The organism is Pseudomaricurvus alcaniphilus (assembly GCF_011440395.1).
Taxonomy (GTDB): domain Bacteria; phylum Pseudomonadota; class Gammaproteobacteria; order Pseudomonadales; family Cellvibrionaceae; genus Pseudomaricurvus; species Pseudomaricurvus alcaniphilus.
Genome location: NZ_JAAOIX010000010.1, coordinates 158,963 through 176,816, shown reverse-complemented (window position 1 = coordinate 176,816; position 17,854 = coordinate 158,963). Strand labels below are relative to the sequence as shown.

Below are 17,854 nucleotides of genomic sequence, written 5' to 3'. Positions count from 1 at the left end.
CCAATAACTATGAAAAAATACCTGCTTTTCTTCTCTGTGCTGCTGCTGGTAAACGCCTGCGGCTGGCACTTGCGCGGCACCGGCAACCTCGACCTCGGCACCAACTCCGTGTTTGTTATCGCCGACAAGCGCCACGGTAACCTGATGATCGAGTTCGAACGCTCGCTGGCTGCCAACGGTGTGGTGGCCGCCAGCAGTGCCAGCAGCGCCGACTACATCATCACACTGAGCAACGAGCGCCACTCCCGGCGCGCGGTCTCGGTGGGTAACGACGCGCTGGTGACCGAGTACGAACTCACCCTCGGTGTCGATTACCGCATCGAGGATGCCAACGGCGTGCTCGCGCCCACCACCCGGGCCCAGGTAGTGCGCAGCTACCAGTTTGATCTCAACGCCATCGTCGCCAAGACCGAGGAAGAAAGATTGATCCTGCAGGAAATGCAGGGCGCCGTCATCGAGCAGGTGTTCCGCCGCCTGCGCTTTATTTCCCGCGCCAGCGCGGCCAGCAGCGAACCCGGCGATGGCCTCTCTGCCCCCTGAGCAACTCAACCGGGCCCTCGGACGGGGCCTGACCGCGGCCTACCTGGTCAGTGGCGACGAACCTCTGCTGGTGCAGGAAGCCTGCGACAGCATCCGCGCAGCGGCCAGGCAGGACGGCTTTAGCGAGCGCGAGTTACACCACGTGGGGCCCGATTTTGACTGGAATGTGCTGCTGACCTCGGTCAACAGCCTGTCACTGTTTGCCGAGCGCAAGATCTACGAGCTGCGCATCGCCAACGGCAAGATCGATGAGGCCGGCAACAAGGCCTTGCAGCATTACTGCGAGCGCCCGCCAGAAGACAACCTGTTGCTGATCGTCCTGCCGAAACTGAGCAAAGGCGCACAGCGCAGCAAGTGGTATCAGGCCATCGATGCCTGCGGCACAGTGGTCCAGGTGTGGCCAATCTCTCCCCAGCAGCTGCCCGGCTGGCTGGACAAACGTATCAAGCAGGCCGGCTTGCGCGCCGACCCTGACACCATAGACCTGTTGGCGGCCCGCACCGAAGGCAACCTGCTGGCCGCCGTGCAGGAGATCGAAAAGCTCAAGCTGCTGTGCGAAGACGACTTTATCAGTGCCGATATCGTCGCCGGCGCAGTGGCCGACAGCGCCCGTTACGACGTCTTCAGCCTGGTCGACAAGGCCCTGCACGGTGACGCCCGCGCGGCAGTCAAAACCCTGCACGGATTGAAGGGCGAAGGCACCGACGCCACTGTGGTGCTGTGGGCGCTGGCGCGGGAAATTCGCACCCTGAGCCAGATCGCCCACGGTCTGGAAAACGGCCAAAGCTTCGACCGTATAGCCCGCAGCAGCGGAGTGTGGGATAAGCGCAAGCCACTGGTCAGTCGCGCCGCCAAGCGCCTCAGGTCGAACCAATTACAGCTGTTACTGCGCAAGGCCAACAGCGTCGACAAAACCATCAAGGGCCTGCGCAGCGGCGACGCCTGGGACGAACTTATGGATTTGGTGCTCAACCTGAGCGGCACTTTCAGCCTCTCGGCGCCGGTGCAGAAATTGAGCCTGACCCTGGACTAAACCTGGCTGGCTCGCGCTGAGCCGGCACTCATCAGTCGGCCCAACCGGAACGAGCCGCACCCAGGGCTGTGCTGCCTGCCGCCAGGCGCACCACATTGGCCTGCGGCACAAACTGGCCAGCCTGCAACTGGCTCGACAAGCGCTCTGCAGAGATCGGACGACTGTAGTGAAACCCCTGGGCCAAATCGCAACCGCGCTGTCGCAGCCAGTGCGCCTGCTCCACATACTCAACGCCCTCGGCAATGACTTTCAGCGACATGTTATGGGCCAGGCTGATGATCGACTGGGCGATCGCCGCATCGTTGACGTCAGTGGTGATATCCTTGACAAAGCTGCGATCGATCTTGAGTTTCTGGATCGGGAATTTTTTCAAATAGGCCAGCGATGAATAGCCGGTACCGAAGTCGTCAATGGCCAGCGACACCCCCATGGCAGTGATTTCCTCCATCATATTGATGGTGTGGCCAGCCTGTTCCATGGCGCAGGTTTCGGTGATTTCCAGCTCCAGGTGCTGGGCCGGCAATTCCGCCTGGGCCAGGATTTCCGCCAGCCGGCGACTGAAGTTGTGCTGCCGAAACTGCCTGGGGGAGAGATTGATGGCAATTTTTTTACTGTATTTGCCCTGGTCCAGCCAGATTTTTGCCTGGCGACAAGCGTGGCGCAGCACCCAGTCACCCAGCGGTACAATCAAGCCGGTCTCTTCCGCCAGGGGAATAAAATGCAGCGGTGACACCAGACCCCGCTGCGGGTGCTGCCAGCGCACCAATACCTCCACCCCGGCCATTTCGCTGCTGCCCAGCTCGAACTGGGGCTGGTAATAAAGGCTCAGCTGGTCGGTTTCGATGGCACGCCGCAGCTCGTTCTCCAGCATCAGGGATTTGACCGCCTGGGTGTTCATATCCTCGGTAAAAAACTTGAAGTTATTCTTGCCCGCCTCCTTGGCCATGTACATGGCGGCCTCGGCATTTTTCACCAGGGTCTCCACACAGTCGCCGTCGTGAGGATAGACTCCAATGCCCATACTTACCGAGGTTGCCAGCTCGTGGCCGCGAATGCTGGTTGGCAGGGCAATCTCATTGAGCATCTGCTGGGCCATTTGGGCGACGTCATCGCCGTCCTGGATACTTTCCAGTACCACCACGAATTCGTCGCCACCAATGCGGGCCACGGTGTCCATATCCCGCACGTGATCCTTGAGCCGCTGGGCAATGACCTGCAACAGTATATCGCCGGCCTCGTGGGTGAGGCTGTCGTTGATCAATTTAAAGCGGTCCACGTCCAGCAGCATCAGCACCACCTGGCAACCGCTGCGACGGCAGCGGGCGAGGCTGTGCTGGAAGCGATCATAAAACAGGGAGCGATTGGGCAGGCCCGTCAACTCATCGTGAAATGCCATTATGGCCAGTTGCGACTGCTGTTCGCGCAGTCGATGTTCCGCCGCCAGTCGCTCGGAGATATCGGTACCGATGGTGCAGACACCGATCAACTCACCGTCACGCCCCTTGAGTGGGAATTTTACCAGCCAGTAGCTGTGCACAACCCCGTCCTTGTGTCGCAACTCCATTTGGGTTTCGACCGTAGCCTGGGTTTCCATCACCTGGCGATCAGCCGCCAGGATCCGCGAACTCACGTCCTGGTCGATGGCTTCGCTGACCGTGGCACCGATAACGCTGCTCTGCTCGGCCCCTTGCAAGTCGTACATATGATCGCTCACCAGCACCAGGCGGCCGGCCAGATCCTTGATCGTTATCAATGTGGGGGAGTGGCGCACGATGGCATCGAGGTAGGCCTGGCTGGTCCAGAGGGATTCGACTTGCTGCTGAACACTTTCCTCGAGCTGGTGGGTCTGGCGACTCTGCAGCAACTGCACCAGCACCAGCTCACTGAATTGCCAGATGGAATTGAGCCAGTTGGCCTGCTCCTGCAATTGGGGTAATGGGCAGTTGGCCTCGCAGTAAAACAGCGCCACCGGCGCCGCGCCAACGGGGCGTAATACCAGGCTGCGGGTACGGGTCGAGCAGGTGGCGGTGACTTCCTGCAGGTCCGCCGGCAGGTCTACTTCGATGGCCTTGGACTGACTGAAGGCGGCGCGGATGATATCGCCGGGCAGGTCGGCACGACTACTGAGGGGCTCGGCCACCTGGGCAAAGCCGTGTCGGGAAATAGTGGCTTCGACCCACAACTGCTCATCGCGCATGGAAATCAGCGTGCAGTTTTCAATCACCGGTCGAGCCATGGACAGGCGCAACAAACGCTCGACGATTTGCCCCGGTTCAAGCTCGGCAAACAGACTCTGAAACTTGCGAATCAGGTGGGTGACTTCGTGGTTTTGGTAACTGCTCATAAATGCCTGACGACAAAACCTGAACCGCGCCGGCCAGCATCCAGTAGATACCCGCCGACGAACTGGCCTTGCCCAACATTACTTACCTGTCCACGTGATGGCAGAACGCTCTACTGCGCTGCCGCGAAAGCTCCCTTTCGCAAGCTAATGAAATCGTTCCAGCAATAAACCTGGTTCAAATACTATAAATGTAAAATAGTGAAGCGGAATTTCAAGCCGCCCCGCTCTATAACTCGGTGCCAACACTCTACACCAGACTAAAGTCTAATTACCAACCCCAGCCTATGTAGATTAGCACCGAAATTATCAGCGCGCCCAAAAAATTCAGCGCCAGCCCCTCCCGCGCCATCTCCTTAACCTTCACCGCTTCGCTGGCAATCACAATGGCGTTGGGCGCGGTGGCCACCGGCAACATAAACGCGCAACTGGCACTGAGTGCTGCCGGTATCATCAACAGCGCCGGTTCCAGGCCCGCCGCGATTCCCGCCGCAGCCAGAATCGGCATCAGCAACGTGGTGGTGGCGGTATTGCTGGTGATTTCCGTAAGAAAGGTGACAAACAGGCAAATCACCAAAATCAACAGGTACACCGGCAGCTGCGACAGAGTCGTTAGCTGCTGCCCAAGGGCGTCACTGATACCGGTCGCCATAAACGCCTTGGCGATGGCGATGCCGCCGGCGAACAGAATCATCACCCCCCAGTGAATGGAGTTGGCCGCCGGCCAGTCCAGCAGTCGACCGCCCTGGCCATCAGGGCAGACAAACATCACCACCACCGCCAGAAACGCCACCGCCGCGTAATTGGCGTAGGGCAGAGCCAGCCAGCCGGCCCAGCCACCAAGGGGGTTTTTCAACGTCATCCAGGCCACTATGACCAGCGCGAACACCAGTAGCACCCGCTTTTCCGCGACACTGGTGGGCCCAAGACGCTCCACCTGCAGCGCTTCGCCCGCCTGCAATCGACGGGTCAACCAGAGTGCCGCCAGCGGCAAAAACACCACCACCACCGGCAGCCCGGTAGCCATCCACTCCAGAAAGGTAATTTCATTGCCGGTAAACTCCTTATAGACCGACAGGAAGATAAGGTTGGGCGGCGTGCCGATGGGAGTGGCCAGGCCACCAATGCTGGCGCCGTAGGCTATACCCAACAGCAGCGCCACCGTCAGCGCTCGATCCTGGACTCGCTCCAGCACCGCCATGGCCACCGGAATCATCATCAGGGTGGTCGCGGTATTGCTGATCCACATGGACAAAAAGGCGGCCGCCGACATAAAACCAAACACCAGCCGGCGCCGGCTGTGGGTGCCGAAGGCGTGAATCATCAGCAGGGCAATGCGCCGGTGGGCGCCGCTTTTTTCCATCGCCTTGGACATCATGGCGCCCCCCACCAGCAACAGGATAATCGGGCTGCCGTAGGCGCTGGCAATGGCCTCCCCGTCCAGCACGCCCAGAAGGGGCAAGCCACCCAGCGGGATCAGCGAGGTGGCCGGAATGGGAATGGGTTCAAAGATCCACCACACCGCGCAGAGCATGGTAATAGCCGCAGCAAAACAGGCCTCGCTCTGCCAGCCGTAGCCTTCCATGAGCAGTGCCAATAGTAAGGCCGCCAGGGGCCCTAACCACAGGGCCAGGGCTTTGCTGTTGATCGCCATAAGTTATCCGCATTGATGTGGCATACGGGCTTGCGCCCAGGCCCACTATTTATTTATTGTCTTAACCTTATTGTCTTAATCTTACCTAATTACGCCTATGAATAAGCCAGCTATCGGCGATAGTAAACATATACCCTGTAGCCCTTGGGACAGCAGCTTTGCTCCCGGCCTGGCTCCAGGGACTTGCTTTCAAGACTCGCCGTGCCCAAAGCACTCGCTGCGCTCGCGGGGCAGGCTCAGATTCCATCCATGCACCCAAAGCACTCGCTCCGCTCGCGGGGCGGGCTCGAGGCTCCACGACAGCATCCCTGCTGTCGAGGGTCTTGAAAGCAAGCCCCCGAAGCCAGACCTAACATAGTGCCGGCTGCACGAAAGCTTAGCTTAGGTAGTAATTAGGTAATTTTATTGTCTTAATCTTATTGTCTTTATTTTCCCTGACCGGGCCACAGGCCCAGGGTCAAGCGGTCATGGCCGGCCAGGTCGCGCCGGGTAGCCACCTCGGTAAAGCCCTGCTGTTGAAACAACTGTCGCACCGCCTCACCCTGGTCGTAGCCGTGCTCCAGCAGCAACCAGCCACCGCTGAACAGGAACTGACACGAGTGACGTAAAATGGTGTCGATATCCGCCAGCCCATTGGCACCGGCCACCAGCGCCGAGCGCGGCTCAAAGCGCACATCCCCCTCGGCCAGGTGCGGGTCATTGGCGGGGATATAGGGAGGGTTGCCGACGATCAGGTCGAAACCGGCGTCCGGCAGTGCCGCAAACCAGTCGCTCACCAGCACCCGGACATTGTCCAGCCCGAGCCGCGCCCGGTTGACCTCGGCAAGCTCTGCCGCCGCCGGCTGCTTGTCCACCGCCACCACCTGCCAGCGCGGTCGCTCGCTGGCCAGGGCCAGGGCGATGGCGCCGGTGCCGGTACCCAAATCGAGCACCCGGGCGCGCGCGGGCAAATCCAGTTGCAGGGCGGCTTCCACCAGCAGCTCGGTCTCCGGACGGGGAATCAGTGTCGCTTCGTTAACTGCCAGCTCCAGCCCCCAGAATTCCCTCGCCCCCAGCAAGTGGGCCACAGGATGACCCAGAGCCCGCTGTTGCAGCAGGCGGTTAAACTCCTGCCACTGGGCCTGGGTGAGAATTTTCTCCGGCCAGGTGTAGAGGTAGCTGCGCGCCTTGCCGAGCACCCGGGCCAGCAACAGTTCGGTATCCAGCCGCGCCGAAGGACTCTGCGGCAGACGCGTCGAGAGCCGCAAACACTCTTTTATCGACAGCCCCGGTTGGTCTGGCCCGCCGCCGCTACCGGTGCTCAAATCTAATCCGCCAGTGAGGCCAGCTGATCGGCCTGGTATTCGTTCACCAGTGGCTGCACCACTTCGTCCAGATCACCGGCCATAATTTCGTGCAGCTTATAGAGGGTCAGGTTGATGCGGTGATCGGTAACCCGGCCTTGGGGGTAATTGTAGGTGCGGATGCGCTCGGAGCGATCGCCACTGCCCACCAGGCTGCGGCGCTCATCGGCGACGCTCTGCGCGGCCATCTCTTCCTGGGCATTTTTCAGCCGCGACGCCAACAGCGACATGGCCCGGGCACGGTTCTTGTGCTGCGAGCGCTCGTCCTGGCACTCCACCACCATGCCGGTGGGAATATGGGTGATCCGGATCGCCGAGTCGGTCTTGTTGACGTGCTGGCCGCCGGCGCCGCTGGCGCGAAAAGTATCGACGCGCAAATCCGCCTTGTTGATTTCTACCGCCTCCAACTCATCCGCCTCGGGCATCACTGCCACCGTGCAGGCGGAGGTGTGGATACGCCCCTGGGACTCGGTTTCCGGCACCCGCTGCACCCGGTGGGCGCCGGATTCAAATTTCAATTTGGAGTAAACCCCCTGACCCACAACCCGGGAGATGATTTCCTTGTAGCCGCCGTGCTCGCCTTCGCTCTCGCTCAGCACCTCGATTTTCCATTTTTTCTTTTCGGCGTAGCGGGCGTACATGCGGAACAGGTCGCCGGAAAAAATCGCCGCTTCATCGCCACCGGTGCCGGCGCGAATTTCCAGAAAGACGTTCTTGTCATCATTGGGGTCCTTGGGCAACAGCAAGCGCTGCAATTCCACCGCCAGCGGTTCCAGCTTGCCTTCGCTGTCCTTGAGTTCTTCCTGGGCCATCTCGCGCATATCCGCATCGCCATCCTTTAACAGCGAGCGGGCCTCCTCGACGTTGGCCACCACCTGCTGGTACTCGGTGAAACACTGCACCACCGGTTCCAGTTCGGCGTACTCCTTCGACAGTTCGCGGAACTGGTTCTGGTTACTGATGACACCGGCATCGCTCAACAGCGCTCCAACCTCCTCGTAACGCTCTTGCAGATTTTCCAGTTTTTCCAGAATTGACGACTTCATAGGGCTCTCATTGTGTGGGTACTGCTGTATTCATTATTTCTGCCTGTAGGGGGACCTTCAGGCTTCGTGTTTTTCGATATCCGGCTTGCTCAGGTCAAACAGCTGCTGGGTGAGGTCGATCAGCTGGCTGTCGCCATCGAGACCGGCTTTCTTTAGCTGTGTGGTGGGGCTGTGCAACAACTTGTTGGTCAGGCCGCGGGCCAGTTGGGTCAGCACTTGCTCCGGCGCCACACCGGACTCCAGCAATTTCAGCGCTTTGCCCAGCTCCCGGTCGCGCAACTCTTCCGCCTTGTGGCGATAGGCCTTGATGGTGGCCACCGAATCCAGTGAGCGCACCTCCGCCATAAACTGCTGTACGCCCTCCTGCACAATCAGCAGCGCCTTGGCCGCCGCGCTCTCGCGGGAGCGGCGGTTTTCATCGATCACTTCGCGCAGGTCATCCACGCTGTAGAGGTAGACGTCATCGAGCGTGCCCACTTCGGGCTCAATATCCCGCGGCACCGCGATATCGACCATAAACATCGGCTTGTGGCGGCGCTTTTTCAAGGCCGACTCCACCGCCCCTTTACCCAGCAGCGGCAGCTGGCTGGCGGTAGAGGTAATAACGATGTCGGCGCGGTGCAACAGATCGGGAATATCCGCCAGCAACACCGCCTCGGCCGAATATTTTTGCGCCAGTTGTGCGGCTCGCTCGAGGGTCCGGTTGGCGACGATAAGGCGCCCCAGGCCCTGCCGGGTCAAATGCTGGGCCACCAGGTCAATGGTTTCCCCCGCGCCCACCAACAGGGCAGTATCTTGCTTCAGGTCGGAGAATATCTGCTGCGCCAGGGTCACCGCCGCGTAGGCCACGGAGACCGGATTCTCGCCGATGGCAGTTTCGGTGCGCACCCGCTTGGCGGTGGCAAACACCTTGTGAAAGGCGCTGTGCAGATAGCGCCCGACGGTGCCGGCCTCACAGGCGACCGCATAGGCCGACTTCATCTGCCCGAGTATTTGCGGCTCGCCCAACACCAGTGAGTCGAGCCCGCTGGCCACTTGCATCATATGGCCGATAGCGTCCTCATCCACGTGCCAGTAATGACAGTTATCCAGGCCGGCACACTCGACCCGGTGGTAAGTTTCCAGCCAGTGCTGGATCCGCTCCACCGCCTCGGCAGCCACCTCCCTGGACGCTTTCAGGTGAGCGTAGAGTTCGGTGCGATTGCAGGTGGACAATATGGCCACTTCATCTATATTGAGCTGGCCACAAACCTGGGCCAGGGCCTCGTGGACCTGCTCGGGCACAAACGCTATCCGCTCGCGTATATCGAGTGGCGCAGTGTTGTGATTAATGCCGAAAGCGAGCAAAGTCATATAGTTCAGGGCTGGCGTGCTAAAAAAGCGTGATTTTCCGGTTACGATGCCTGTCTGGCAAGTGACTTTAGTCAACTGGCGTCTATTATTGCCCGTTAGCGGGCACAGGGCTGCCTCCACCTGGCGCAGCTCTCGCCGGCATTGTAGCAATTTTGGCGCCGGTTTTTTCGCAATCTTTCTCTGGTTCCCAAAACAACCTTTCGCAGGTATGGTTGTCTGACTTTAAAATGACTCGTGCTGACTGACTTAATGAATTTGACCAGGACACTTGCCACCACCCTGACGGTCGCTATTTTACTGCAGGGGTGTGCTTCGCAACTCAAGCCCCCCCCCGCCCCACCGGCTGTAACCGAGTCCACCCCAAGCGCCACTCCCGAAGCTGTAAAGGCGCCGGAGAAGCCCTTCCCCATAGAGACCTTCTACGCCCTGCTGGTGGCCGAGATCGCCGGCAGCCGCGAACGCTACGACATTGCCCTGGGCAACTACATGCAACAGGCGCAGATCACCCGCGACCCGGATATCGCCGCCCGTGCCACCCGCATTGCGCGGTTTTTAAATGTCCGCCGAGCAGCCCTGGAGTCGGCCCTGCTGTGGGCAGAAGTCAGCCCCACTGACGCCGAGGCACACTTTATTGCCGCCTCGGAGCTGATCCAGGCCGGACGCCTGCTGGAGGCCAGCCAGCACTCCGCGTTCCTGCTGCAAAACGATGGCTCCACTCTCTACCAGAGCATCGCTTCCCGCGCCACCAGTGCCACCGATACCCAGCGCGAACTGCTGCTGGCTGAATTCCTGCAACGCCTGGCCGAGCATCCGGCCAACACCGACTTGCTGGTGGGCGTTGGTCTGCTCTACCAGCAACAGCAGCAGCCGGAACAGGCACTGACTTATGTGCGCCAGGCTTTGCAACTGGATGCCACGCTGGTTTCCGCCGCGGTGCTGGAGGCGCGCCTGCTGAACGACCAGGGCCACCCCGAAGAAGCCATGAAGCGCCTGCGCCTGCTGCTGGATGCGCACCCGGACAATGATCGGCTGCGACTGCAGTACGCGCGCCTGCTGGCCAGCATTGACCTCGACGAGGCCTACCAGCAATTCAGCATCCTGGTGCAACAGTCGCCCCACGATGAGGATTTCCTGTTGTCACTGGCACTGATCAGCCACGAGCGCGGTCTGGTGGAAGAAGCCAGGCAGCACTTCGAGAGCCTGACCCGGTTTGAACGACACAGCTCGGTGGCCCACTATTACCTCGGCCGTATTGCTGAAGCCAGCGAAGACTGGCAGGTCGCCCTCGAGCACTACCTGCGGGTGGGGCCGGGCCCCAATTTTATCGCCGCCCTGCTGCGCACCACCGACATCCTGGTTCGCGCCGGCCAGACCGAAGCGGCCAACAAGCGCCTCAGTGCCGCGCGCCAGCAGTTCCCGCAAGAGGCCGAGCGCCTCTACCTGCTGGAGGCGGAAGTGCTCAACAAATACCAGCAACTGCACAGCGCCCACAGCCTGCTCAATGAAGCTCTCGCCCTGTTTCCCGCCAGCACCCAACTGCTCTACAGCCGCGCCATGATCAGCGAGCAACTGGATCGGCTGGAGGATCTCGAGCGCGACTTGCGCGCGGTTTTGAAATACGACCCCAACAACGCCGCCGCCCTCAATGCCCTCGGTTACACCCTGGCAGACCGCACCACCCGCTACCAGGAAGCACTGGAGCTTATTTCCCAGGCCCTGCAAATCAAACCCGAAGACCCCGCCATTCTCGACAGCATGGGTTGGGTACAATACCGGCTCGGCAACCTGCCGGAGGCGCTGCTGCTGCTGCGCCAGGCGATGCAAGCCTACCCGGATCACGAAATAGCCGCGCACCTGGGCGAGGTTCTATGGGTCAGCGGGCGCCAGCAGGAGGCCCGGGAGGTGTGGAGCAAAGGGCTGAAGCTGAACCCGAAAAGCACTGTTATCGCCGACGTCATTCGGCGCCTGGGCGCTCTGCCAGCCCCCGGTGACACTCCCTGATCAGGCCCGCCAATGAACTGTTCAACCCGGTCCCGCCTGTCGCGCCCCTGGCGCAGCGCCGCAATCTGCAGCCTGCTGGCACTGCTCAGCGCCTGCTCGGCACTCGGGCCCAAACCGCCGCCGAGCGGCATTGATTACAGCCAACAGCAGCGCCAGCTCGCCGCTCTCGACCAGTGGCAGCTGCAAGGCAAGCTGGGCATTCGCCTGCCGGACGATGCCGCCAGCGCCTACATCGATTGGCGCCAACAACCCCGCAGCTACGAGATTCAACTCAGCGGCCCGCTGGGCCAGGGCGCCACCCGCATCTCCGCCACCCCGGACGGGGTCACCCTGGCCCGGGCCGGTGAAGCGGAGATCAGTGCCCCCAGCGCTGAGGAATTAATGTACCGAACCCTCGGCTGGTGGCTGCCCATGAGCGACATGCATTACTGGGTGCGGGGCATCCCCTCGCCCACGGCCCCGACCGGGGTTATGGAGCGCAATGAAAACGGCACTCTCCACAGCCTCACCCAGAGCGGCTGGCTTATCAGTTACCTCAGCTACCAGGCGATACCACCGTTTCTGTTACCTGCCCGGCTCGCCATCAGCCGGGCGGAAATCAAGGCGACCCTGATTATCAAAAACTGGCAATTACCACAGTGACAGCATTGACCCTTCCGGCACCGGCCAAGCTCAACTTGTTCCTGCACATCACCGGGCGACGCAGTGACGGCTACCACAATCTGCAAACCGTATTTCAATTACTGGATTACGGCGACGAACTCCACTTTGAAACCCGCGCTGACAACCAGATCCAGCTGCGCCCGGAAATCCCGGGGCTGGCCAGCGAAGACAACCTCGTGGTGCGGGCCGCCCGCCTGTTACAACAGCACGGCGACAGCCGCCGCGGCGCCAATATTGAACTGCGCAAACGACTGCCCATGGGCGGCGGTATTGGCGGCGGCAGCAGCGACGCCGCCACCACCCTGCTGGCCCTCAACCAACTCTGGCAACTGCAGCTCGAACTCGATGAACTGGCCGAACTGGGACGCCAACTGGGGGCCGACGTACCGGTCTTCGTACGCGGCAAAACTGCCTGGGCCGAGGGCATCGGGGAGCAGCTGCAAGCCCTTGAGCTGGAGCAAAAATGGTACCTGGTGGTGGCGCCGGATTGCCATGTTTCCACCGCCAGGATTTTTTCCCACAAAGATTTGACAAGAGACAGCTCGGCCATTACAGTAGCGGCCTTTCTGGAGCAGGGTGGCCGAAATGACTGCGAGCCACTGGTACGAAAACTCTATCCTGAGGTAGATTTCGCACTGCGCTGGCTGAGCCAATACGGCGATGCCAGGATGACTGGAACCGGAGCCTGTGTGTATGCCGCATTCGCCAACAGGGCCGATGCAATCAGGGTTCTGGAGCAACTGCAACCACCCCTGCGGGGTTTTGTTGCAGGCGCCGTCAACCAGTCACCAGCGCACCAACTGCTAGCCAGTTAAGTTGCTACTGGGGTGTAGCCAAGCGGTAAGGCAGCGGGTTTTGATCCCGTCATGCGAAGGTTCGAATCCTTCCACCCCAGCCATATAAATAGATGGCTTGAAACATATTGATTCATGTCGTCTGGTTACCGGGACAGTGGCCAATGGATCAAACCGGGTCAGCCCGGTATATCCATCCCGGTGTCGCTTTCGACACCCAGCCCCCTCCCGAGCACCGCACCAGCATTAAGATTTTGTAAGAATATAACAGGACCCCAAAACCTGCTTACGCCCTACCACTACAATCTTCTGCAAAAGGTACCCCCGTGGCTGACTTAATGGTTTTTACCGGCAACGCCAACCCTGAACTGGCTCATCAAATCGTGGACCGCCTCGGCATCCCCATGGGCGACGCCACCGTAGGCAAGTTTTCAGACGGCGAGATCACGGTAGAACTGAACGAAAATGTTCGCGGCCGCGACGTCTTTGTAGTGCAGCCAACCTGCGCCCCCACCAATGACAACCTGATGGAACTGATCGTCATGGTCGACGGCTTGCGACGCGCATCCGCCGGCCGCATCACCGCGGTGGTGCCCTACTTTGGCTACGCTCGCCAGGACCGCCGGGTGCGATCCGCACGGGTGCCGATCACCGCCAAGGTAGTCGCCGACATGATGGTAGGCGCCGGGGTAGACCGGGTACTGACCGTCGACCTGCACGCCGAGCAGATTCAGGGCTTCTTCGACGTTCCGGTCGACAACGTTTACGGCTCACCGGTCCTGCTGGACGACATCTGCAAGCAACACTATGAAAAGCTGATCGTGGTCTCCCCCGACATCGGCGGTGTAGTGCGGGCCCGGGCCCTGGCCAAACAGCTGGACATCGAACTGGCCATTATCGACAAGCGTCGACCCAAGGCCAACGTCACCGAGGTCATGAACCTGATCGGCGACGTTGAAGACCGCACCTGCCTGCTGATCGACGATATGGTCGACACCGCCGGCACCCTCTGCAATGCCGCCCGCGCCCTGAAAGAGTTCGGCGCCAACAAGGTGGTCGCCTACTGTACCCACCCGGTGCTGTCCGGCAATGCCCTGCACAACATCAACAACTCCGTTCTGGATGAACTGGTGGTCACGGATTCAATACCGCTGCGTGACAACCTGAAAAATTGTGATAGAATCCGCCAGCTCACTTTGTCGGCCATGCTGGCCGAAGCGGTTCGCCGCTTGAGCAACGAAGAATCCTTGAGCGCAATGTTTCGCTAACTTGTCATAAACAACGGCAAACATTGGTTCGGATAAGCCGCTAAAGCCTGCCTTCGACCCCAACTAGGGGATCATGTGCAGGCTTTGGTGTTTTTAATAGCTGCCCGGTTTCTGGTCGCGGAATCTGGCAGATTTATCGAGGAATAGACACATGTCTGAAGATTTTGTATTGAATGCCGTCCTTCGCGAGGACGCAGGGAAAGGTGCGAGCCGCCGCCTGCGTCGTCTCGAAGGCCAAGTGCCCGCCATCGTTTACGGTGGCGAGAAAGCCCCAGCCAATATCCAGGTTCCCCACAAGGACTTGCTCAAGCAACTGGAAAACGAGGCTTTCTACTCTCACGTTATCACCCTGAAAGTCGGCGGTGACAGCGAAACCGTGCTGTTGAAAGACCTGCAGCGCCACCCGGCCAAGCCCCTGGTCCTGCACGCGGACTTTATCCGTGTCTCCATGGACAAGGAAGTAACCGTCAACGTGCCGCTGCACTTCACCAACGAAGAAGCCTGTAAAGGCGTCAAGGAACAGGGCGGCAGCATTTCTCGCCTGATGAACGACCTGGCGATCACCTGTCTGCCTGGCGATCTGCCCGAGTACATCGAAGTGGATATGCTCAACGTCGAGCTTGACCAGATCGTGCACATCTCTGACCTCAAGCTGCCTGCAGGCGTTACTTCGGTAGACCTGTCACACGGTGAAGATCACGATAACGCCGTGGTCTCCGTGAACAAGCTGAAGGGCGTCGCCGTCGAAGACGAAGAAGGCACTGAAGCCGAAGCTGAAGCCGGAGAAGAAGGCGAGACTCCAGCCGAGTAAGCCACACGCTCTGAGCAACACCAACGGCCGGGAAATGCTGACATCTCCCGGCCGTTTTTGTTTTAGGCAACACCAATACTCGCGACAAATACCACCAAAGAAATCGCCAAAACAGCGGCAGAGTTACTATAGACAGAGTTAATATGGACACCCCTATTCAGCTGATCGTTGGCCTCGGCAACCCCGGTAGCGAATACCACCTCACCCGTCACAACGCCGGCGCCGACTTCGTTATCGAACTGGCTCGCCAGGCGGGCGCCAGCCTCGCCGCAGACAAGAAGTTTTTTGGCCTGACCGCCCTCGCCAGCCTCGACGGCGTGCCGGTGCGGCTCCTGATCCCCACCACATTTATGAACCGCAGTGGCCAGGCGGTGGGCGCCATCGCCAACTTTTACAAGATACCGCCCGAGGCCATTCTGGTGGCCCACGACGAACTCGATCTGGAGCCAGGCGTGGCGCGGCTTAAACTGGGCGGTGGTCACGGCGGCCACAATGGCCTGCGCGACACCATCAGCGCACTCGGCAATAACAACAACTTTGCCCGCCTGCGCCTGGGCATCGGTCACCCGGGCAACGCCAAGCTGGTGTCCAATTACGTGCTGAAAAAGGCGCCCTCCGAGGAGTTTCAGAAAATTGAAGACGCCATCTACGCCGCCAGCAAGGTAGTACCGCTGTTACTGCAGGGACAATGGAACAGCGCCATGAAAGAGCTGCACACCCGCAATAACAGCTCCGCGCCCTATCGATAAGCTGACGCTATCACCCCCATATCATTAATTATATTTATTAAATTACGAACTCTAATATACTAGCCCCATATCCAACCACACACAGGAAACCAAAGCTATGTTAGAGAATCGTGAAGGCCAAGCCGTACCCCAAGTTACTTTCCGTACCCGCCAGGGCAACGAATGGGTCAATGTCACCACTGACGACCTGTTTGCCAACAAGAAGGTCATTTTGTTTGCCCTGCCCGGCGCCTTTACCCCCACCTGCTCCTCCACCCACCTGCCTCGCTTTAACGAGCTGGCACCGGTGTTCGCCAAAGAGGGCGTGGACGACATTATCTGCCTGTCGGTCAACGACGCCTTTGTGATGGAGGCCTGGCAGAAGGATCAGGACGCCGACAAGATCCACTTTTTGCCCGACGGCAACGGCGACTTCAGCCGCGGCATGGGTATGCTGGTCAACAAAACTGACCTGGGCTTTGGTGAGCGCTCCTGGCGCTACTCCATGCTGGTGGTCAACGGCGTGATCGAGAAGCAGTTTATCGAAGCCGATGTGCCCGGCGACCCCTTCAAGGTCTCGGACGCCGACACCATGCTCAACTACATCAACGCCAAGGCCAACCTGCCCAAGCGTATTTCCATGCTCACCAAGCCCGGCTGCTCCCACTGCGCCCGCGCCAAAAAACTGCTGCACGACAAGGGCATGCGCTTCGAAGAAATCGTGCTCGGCACCAAGGGTATCAGCTACAGCTCCCTGGCGGCCATCAGCGGCAAGGGCACTACCCCGCAGGTGTTTATCGATGGCATCTGTGTCGGTGGCGCCGACGAACTGGAAGCCTGGTGCGCGACCCAGTAACCCGCACGCTTCAATAATTACCTCGAGCCCTGTACCGCTCCCGAGCGCGCGGTCCAGGGCCACAGCACGAGCAGTAACCGGTGGCAGCGACATACCGCAGTCACTTCCTACAGGGCTCGGGAGTGCTACCAGGCCACCAGCCTGTTGCCGACCACAACCTGCCGCCTCTGCCCGCCCATAAACTGAGCACAAGCAGCCACTCTGTAGTAGAATGCCGCCCCAAACCAGCCACAGGCTGTGCATCCATCCTTCTTATCTATTGAAAGCGCTAAAGAGACACCACTATGGGTTTTAATTGCGGCATTGTCGGCCTGCCGAACGTGGGCAAATCCACCTTATTCAACGCCTTGACCAAGGCTGGAATCGGCGCGGAAAACTTTCCGTTCTGCACCATTGAGCCAAACTCCGGCATAGTGCCGGTGCCCGACCCCCGCCAGGACAAGCTGGCGGCCATCGTCAAGCCCGAGCGCATCGTCCCCACCACCATGGAGTTCGTCGATATCGCCGGCCTGGTCGCCGGCGCCTCCAAGGGTGAGGGCCTCGGCAACCAGTTCCTGGCCAACATTCGCGAGACCGACGCCATCGCCCACGTGGTGCGCTGCTTCGACGACGAGAACGTGATTCACGTCGAAGGCAAGATCAACCCCATCGCCGACATTGAGGTGATCAACACCGAGCTGGCCCTGGCCGACCTGGAAACCTGCGAGAAGGCCGCCAACCGCTACGCCAAGGCCGCCAAGGGCCAGGACAAGCACGCCATGGCCATGAAGGCCCTGCTGGAGAAAGTGCTGCCGCACCTGAACGAAGCCAAGCCACTGCGCAGCTTCAGCCTCAATAAAGACGAGCTGAAACAGCTGCGCGAACTGTCGCTGATGACGCTCAAGCCCACCATGTACATCGCCAACGTGGACGAGGAAGGTTTTGACAACAACCCGCACCTCGACGCCGTGCGCAAAATCGCCGAGGAGGAAGGCGCCGTGGTGGTCCCCATCTGCAACAAGCTGGAGGCCGAGATCGCCGAGCTGGACGACGAGGAAAAAATGGAGTTCTTGCAAGAGCTGGGCATGGAAGAGCCGGGCCTGAACCGGGTCATTCGCGCCGGCTACGAATTGCTCGGCCTGCAAACCTACTTCACCGCCGGGGTCAAGGAAGTGCGCGCCTGGACCATTCCCGTGGGCGCCACCGCCCCCCAGGCGGCCGGTAAAATCCACACCGACTTTGAGAAAGGCTTTATCCGCGCAGAAGTGGTGGCCTACGATGACTTCATCAGCAATAACGGCGAACAGGGCGCCAAAGACGCCGGCAAATGGCGCCTGGAAGGCAAGGAATATATCGTCAAAGACGGCGACGTAGTGCACTTCCGTTTCAATGTGTGACGGCTCCGCCGATACTGAACAGATCCAGTAAAAACAAGCACATAGAA

At 60.0% G+C, this 17,854-nt stretch carries 15 protein-coding genes and 1 tRNA gene; 11 read left to right on the top strand and 5 right to left on the bottom strand.

The window, feature by feature from the left end:
• Nucleotides 1-9: 9 nt before the first annotated feature.
• On the top strand, nt 10-540 hold the full coding sequence (locus G8764_RS18360; RefSeq protein WP_166166341.1) for an LPS-assembly lipoprotein LptE: 531 nt from the start codon (nt 10-12) through the stop codon (nt 538-540).
• Nucleotides 521-1,573 carry a DNA polymerase III subunit delta gene (gene holA / locus G8764_RS18355; RefSeq protein WP_166166339.1) on the top strand — a complete coding sequence of 351 codons (1,053 nt, stop codon included), beginning with the start codon at nt 521-523 and terminating at the stop codon, nt 1,571-1,573. The genes G8764_RS18360 and holA overlap by 20 nt, the downstream gene beginning before the upstream one ends.
• Before the next feature lie 31 nt (nt 1,574-1,604).
• Here the strand turns inward: holA and G8764_RS18350 are convergent, their stop codons facing one another.
• The 5 genes from G8764_RS18350 to hemA all read right to left on the bottom strand — a co-directional run bounded on the left by G8764_RS18350 (nt 1,605) and on the right by hemA (nt 9,310).
• The gene (locus G8764_RS18350; RefSeq protein ID WP_166166337.1) at nt 1,605-3,917 is read right to left on the bottom strand and encodes a putative bifunctional diguanylate cyclase/phosphodiesterase; all 2,313 of its coding nucleotides are present in this window, start codon (nt 3,915-3,917) and stop codon (nt 1,605-1,607) included.
• Nucleotides 3,918-4,185: 268 nt separating this feature from the next.
• Nucleotides 4,186-5,568, bottom strand: a complete 1,383-nt coding sequence (locus G8764_RS18345; RefSeq protein WP_166166335.1) for an SLC13 family permease — start codon at nt 5,566-5,568, stop codon at nt 4,186-4,188.
• Between the two features lie 425 nt (nt 5,569-5,993).
• Nucleotides 5,994-6,872, bottom strand: coding sequence for a peptide chain release factor N(5)-glutamine methyltransferase (prmC, locus tag G8764_RS18340; RefSeq protein ID WP_279538472.1), 879 nt, complete (start codon nt 6,870-6,872; stop codon nt 5,994-5,996).
• A gap of 2 nt (nt 6,873-6,874) precedes the next feature.
• Complete coding sequence (gene prfA, locus G8764_RS18335; protein WP_166166333.1) at nt 6,875-7,957, bottom strand: peptide chain release factor 1; 1,083 nt, start codon at nt 7,955-7,957, stop codon at nt 6,875-6,877.
• Between the two features lie 57 nt (nt 7,958-8,014).
• Complete coding sequence (gene hemA / locus G8764_RS18330) at nt 8,015-9,310, bottom strand: glutamyl-tRNA reductase (RefSeq protein ID WP_166166331.1); 1,296 nt, start codon at nt 9,308-9,310, stop codon at nt 8,015-8,017.
• Nucleotides 9,311-9,559: 249 nt separating this feature from the next.
• Here hemA and G8764_RS18325 point away from each other — a divergent pair, with 249 nt between their 5' ends.
• From G8764_RS18325 to ychF, 9 genes are all read left to right on the top strand, one after another.
• Entirely contained in the window at nt 9,560-11,311 is a 1,752-nt protein-coding gene (locus G8764_RS18325) for a tetratricopeptide repeat protein (protein WP_166166329.1), read from the top strand.
• Nucleotides 11,312-11,323: 12 nt separating this feature from the next.
• On the top strand, nt 11,324-11,953 hold the full coding sequence (gene lolB, locus G8764_RS18320) for a lipoprotein insertase outer membrane protein LolB (RefSeq protein WP_166166328.1): 630 nt from the start codon (nt 11,324-11,326) through the stop codon (nt 11,951-11,953).
• A complete protein-coding gene (gene ispE, locus G8764_RS18315) occupies nt 11,950-12,789 on the top strand; it encodes a 4-(cytidine 5'-diphospho)-2-C-methyl-D-erythritol kinase (protein ID WP_166166326.1) in 840 nt (279 codons plus the stop codon). Before lolB ends, ispE begins: the two co-directional genes overlap by 4 nt.
• Before the next feature lie 8 nt (nt 12,790-12,797).
• Nucleotides 12,798-12,872: transfer RNA gene (locus G8764_RS18310), tRNA-Gln, on the top strand.
• A gap of 234 nt (nt 12,873-13,106) precedes the next feature.
• Nucleotides 13,107-14,036, top strand: coding sequence for a ribose-phosphate pyrophosphokinase (locus tag G8764_RS18305; RefSeq protein WP_166166429.1), 930 nt, complete (start codon nt 13,107-13,109; stop codon nt 14,034-14,036).
• A gap of 151 nt (nt 14,037-14,187) precedes the next feature.
• Complete coding sequence (locus G8764_RS18300) at nt 14,188-14,847, top strand: 50S ribosomal protein L25/general stress protein Ctc (protein ID WP_166166324.1); 660 nt, start codon at nt 14,188-14,190, stop codon at nt 14,845-14,847.
• Nucleotides 14,848-14,990: 143 nt separating this feature from the next.
• Complete coding sequence (gene pth, locus G8764_RS18295; RefSeq protein WP_166166322.1) at nt 14,991-15,596, top strand: aminoacyl-tRNA hydrolase; 606 nt, start codon at nt 14,991-14,993, stop codon at nt 15,594-15,596.
• A 97-nt stretch (nt 15,597-15,693) separates the two neighbouring features.
• Entirely contained in the window at nt 15,694-16,431 is a 738-nt protein-coding gene (locus tag G8764_RS18290) for a glutathione peroxidase (RefSeq protein WP_166166321.1), read from the top strand.
• Nucleotides 16,432-16,715: 284 nt separating this feature from the next.
• Entirely contained in the window at nt 16,716-17,807 is a 1,092-nt protein-coding gene (gene ychF, locus G8764_RS18285) for a redox-regulated ATPase YchF (RefSeq protein ID WP_166166320.1), read from the top strand.
• The last annotated feature ends 47 nt before the right edge of the window (nt 17,808-17,854 follow it).